The 3,073-nt window shown below is 71.1% G+C and carries 3 protein-coding genes; 1 reads left to right on the forward strand and 2 read right to left on the reverse strand.

The window, feature by feature from the left end:
- Positions 1 to 118 precede the first annotated feature (118 nt).
- Both H0488_RS22175 and H0488_RS22180 read right to left on the reverse strand, forming a co-directional pair.
- Positions 119 to 2,086: an ABC transporter ATP-binding protein gene (locus H0488_RS22175; protein WP_183101377.1), complete on the reverse strand. Its 1,968-nt coding sequence runs from the start codon at positions 2,084 to 2,086 to the stop codon at positions 119 to 121.
- The gene (locus H0488_RS22180) at positions 2,086 to 2,742 is read right to left on the reverse strand and encodes a nitroreductase family protein (RefSeq protein WP_183101378.1); all 657 of its coding nucleotides are present in this window, start codon (positions 2,740 to 2,742) and stop codon (positions 2,086 to 2,088) included. Before H0488_RS22180 ends, H0488_RS22175 begins: the two co-directional genes overlap by 1 nt.
- 155 nt (positions 2,743 to 2,897) lie before the next feature.
- Here H0488_RS22180 and H0488_RS22185 point away from each other — a divergent pair, with 155 nt between their 5' ends.
- On the forward strand, positions 2,898 to 3,041 hold the full coding sequence (locus H0488_RS22185) for a hypothetical protein (RefSeq protein ID WP_183101379.1): 144 nt from the start codon (positions 2,898 to 2,900) through the stop codon (positions 3,039 to 3,041).
- Positions 3,042 to 3,073: the final 32 nt, after the last annotated feature.

Here is a 3,073-nt window from a genome sequence, read left to right on the forward strand (position 1 = left end):
TGCTGAGCTTGTTCATCGGGTTCTCCTCGGGGTGGGCCCTGGTCGGGCTGTTGGGAGGAGACTCCCGAGCGGCGCTGAGCGCGGACTTAACGCCGGCTTACCGCGGCGGTGACGTCGGTCAGAGCGGCACGTCGGCCCGCCGCTCGTCGTACGACGGACGCGGCCCGCCGGGCCGGGAGAACTGCTCGACGTACAACCGGGCGTAGAGGCCGTCGGGGTCGGCGAGCAGCTCCTCGTGGGTGCCGCGCTCGACGATGCGGCCCTCGGCGAGCCCGTAGATCACGTCGGCCGACTGGATGGTCGAGAGCCGGTGGGCGATCGCGATCGTCGTGCGCGACCGGGTCGCCCGCTCCAGCGCCTCCTGCACCAGCCGCTCCGTCTCGGTGTCGAGCGCGGAGGTCGCCTCGTCGAGGATCAGGATTGCCGGGTCCTTCAGCAGCACCCGGGCGATCGCGAGCCGCTGCTTCTCGCCGCCCGACAGCCGGTAGCCGCGTTCGCCGGTGATCGTCTCGTAGCCCTCGGGGAAGCTCATGATCCGGTCGTGGATGTTGGCGTCGCGTGCGGCCTGCTCGATCGCCTCGGCCGGGGCGTCCGGGCAGGCGTAGGCGATGTTGTCGCGGATCGTGCCGTGGAACAGGTAGGGCTCCTGGGTGACCATGCCGACCGCGTCGGCCAGCGACGAGAGGGTCAGGTCGCGGACGTCGTGGCCGTCGATCAGCACCGCTCCCTCGGTGACGTCGTAGAACCGGGGGACCAAGTAGGTCGTCGTGGTCTTGCCGGAGCCGGACGGCCCGACGATCGCGGCGAGCTCGCCCGGCTCGACCACCAACGAGACGTCGCGCAGGGCCCACCCGTCGCCCGCGGGCCGGTCGGCCTCCTCGTCGGACCCGATCCGCACTCCGCTGTCGCCGAACCGGTCGCGGTTGGCCGCGCCGGACAGGGCGCGCGGCTCGGGGTAGCGGAAGGACACGCCGCGCAGCTCCACCCGCCCGCGGATGGTGTCGTGGTCGAGCGACACCGCGTCCGGGCGCTCGGTGATCGCGGGCTCGAGGTCGAGGTACTCGAAGATCCGGCGGAACAGGGCGAGCGAGGTCTGGACGTCGAGGCTGACCCGCATCAGCTGCAGCAGCGGCATCTGCAGCCGGCTCTGCAGGGTGGTGAACGCGACCAGGGTGCCGGCGGTGAGGGTGTCGGTGCCGATCACGGAGGTGCCGGTGATGATCCAGCCGGCGACCAGGTAGATCAAGGCGGGCGTGATGGCGAAGAAGGTCTGCACGACCGCGAAGAAGGTGCGGCCGGTCATCGCCTGCTCGACCTGCAGCCGGGTCTGCCGCTGGTTGGCCTCCCGGTAGCGCTGGACCTCCTGGGGCGAGCGGTTGAAGACCTTGGCGAGCAGGATGCCGGAGACACTGAGCGCCTCCTCGGTGATCGACGTCATCTCCGAGAGCGACTCCTGGGTGCGCCGAGCCAGGCGCTGCCGCCGCCGCCCGACCCGCAGCTGCAGCCAGATGAACAACGGCATCAGGATCAGGGTGAGGATCGTGAGCTGCCACGACAGCACCAGCATCGACACCAGCGCCGCGGTCACCGTCACCGAGTTCTGCACGATCGTCGTCGCGGTGTCGGTGAGCACGGTGCGCACGCCCGCGACGTCGTTGGCCAGCCGGCTCTGGATCGCCCCGGTCTTGGTGGCGGTGAAGAACGCCAGCTCCATCTTCTGCAGGTGCTCGAAGAGGTCGCCGCGCAGGTCGGCCATCGCCGAGTTGCCGACCGTGGACGTCAGCCAGTTCTGGCCGATCCCGATCAGCGCCGTGACGACCGGGATCACGCACATGCCGGCGACCAGCCAGCCCAGCAGACCCAGGTCCGGCGGGCTGCCGTCGAGCGGGAAGAGCGCGTTGTCGAAGACCGCGCGCACCAGGAACGGCACCACCGACGTCAACGCCGCCGAGGCCAGCACGGCGACGAGGACGAGCGCGATCTTGCGGCGGTAGGGGCGCAGCATCTGCGCGACGCGGGGCAGCACCGGCTCGCGCGCGTCGAGCTCCTCCGGCGAGAGGTGGGTGATCACGGGGCTGGGGCGCATCAACCCCCCTCACCGGTCGGGTGCCAGCCGGCGCCGTAGCGGCCGCGGTGGGCCACCTCCGTCCACGGAGTACGGCGCCGCCGGCTCGCCGAGCCCGACGCCCCGGTGCCGCGCGGGGCCGGGTGACCGATCGTGATCGCCCCGATCGGGTGGGGATCGCCGGAGTCGGGCAGGCCCAGCGCGCGTCGTACCTCCTGCTCGCGGGTGGGCACGATCCCGAAGAAGCAGGCGCCGAGCCCGGCGTCGGTCACGGTCTGCAGGATCAGCAGCGCCGCCATCGCGGTGTCGAGGTCCCAGAACGGCATCGGCCACCGCCGTAGAGGCCCGCCGGTGACGGAGTCCGTCCACCCCTTGTCCGGCTCGGCGTAGCGCTCGAGGTAGGCCGCCTTGACGCTGCAAGGCACGACGACGACCGGTGCCCGCATCATCCCGGCGAGCCAGCGGTCCGGGTCGTCGACGTCATCGGTCGACGCGGACCAGAACCGGCGCACGTCCTCGGGACGGTCGAGCACGACGAACGCCCAGCCCTGGGAGAACCCCGCGCTCGGCGCCCGGGTGGCGTGCTCAAGGGCGCGCTCGACCACCGCCGGGTCGACCGGCTCGTCGGTGTAGCTGCGCACCATCCGGCGGCGGCGTACGACCTCGGCGAACTCCATCCGGGCACTATCTCACCGCTCGACAAGCCGGTCTGAGGTAGCCCGGCCGCCCCGGCAACGCCTACCTCATGCCCGAGATAAGGCACTTGCCCGATGTGAGGCCCTACCTCAGACGACGAACCTCTGTGATGTCGTCGAACAACAAGGAGCACACCATGATCCCCAGGGACACCTACATCGTTCTCTCCGAGATGGAGTACCGCAAGGACCGGACCCGCAAGGGCATCGCCGCGCAGCGTGGCAGCCGCTCTCGCTCGTCCTGGATCCGCCGGGTCGCCAACGCGGAGAAGTCGATCTGAGTCGACCGCCGGGCGTGCCACGCCCGGCGGTC

The organism is Nocardioides pelophilus (assembly GCF_014180685.1).
Classification (GTDB): domain Bacteria; phylum Actinomycetota; class Actinomycetes; order Propionibacteriales; family Nocardioidaceae; genus Nocardioides; species Nocardioides pelophilus.

What these genes read in the sequence shown, in the direction of transcription:
- H0488_RS22175 (WP_183101377.1), bottom strand. Translation starts at nt 2,086, where the DNA reads ATGCGCCCCAGCCCCGTGATCACCCACCTCTCGCCGGAGGAGCTCGAC.
- H0488_RS22180 (WP_183101378.1), bottom strand. Translation starts at nt 2,742, where the DNA reads ATGGAGTTCGCCGAGGTCGTACGCCGCCGCCGGATGGTGCGCAGCTAC.
- H0488_RS22185 (WP_183101379.1), top strand. Translation starts at nt 2,898, where the DNA reads ATGATCCCCAGGGACACCTACATCGTTCTCTCCGAGATGGAGTACCGC.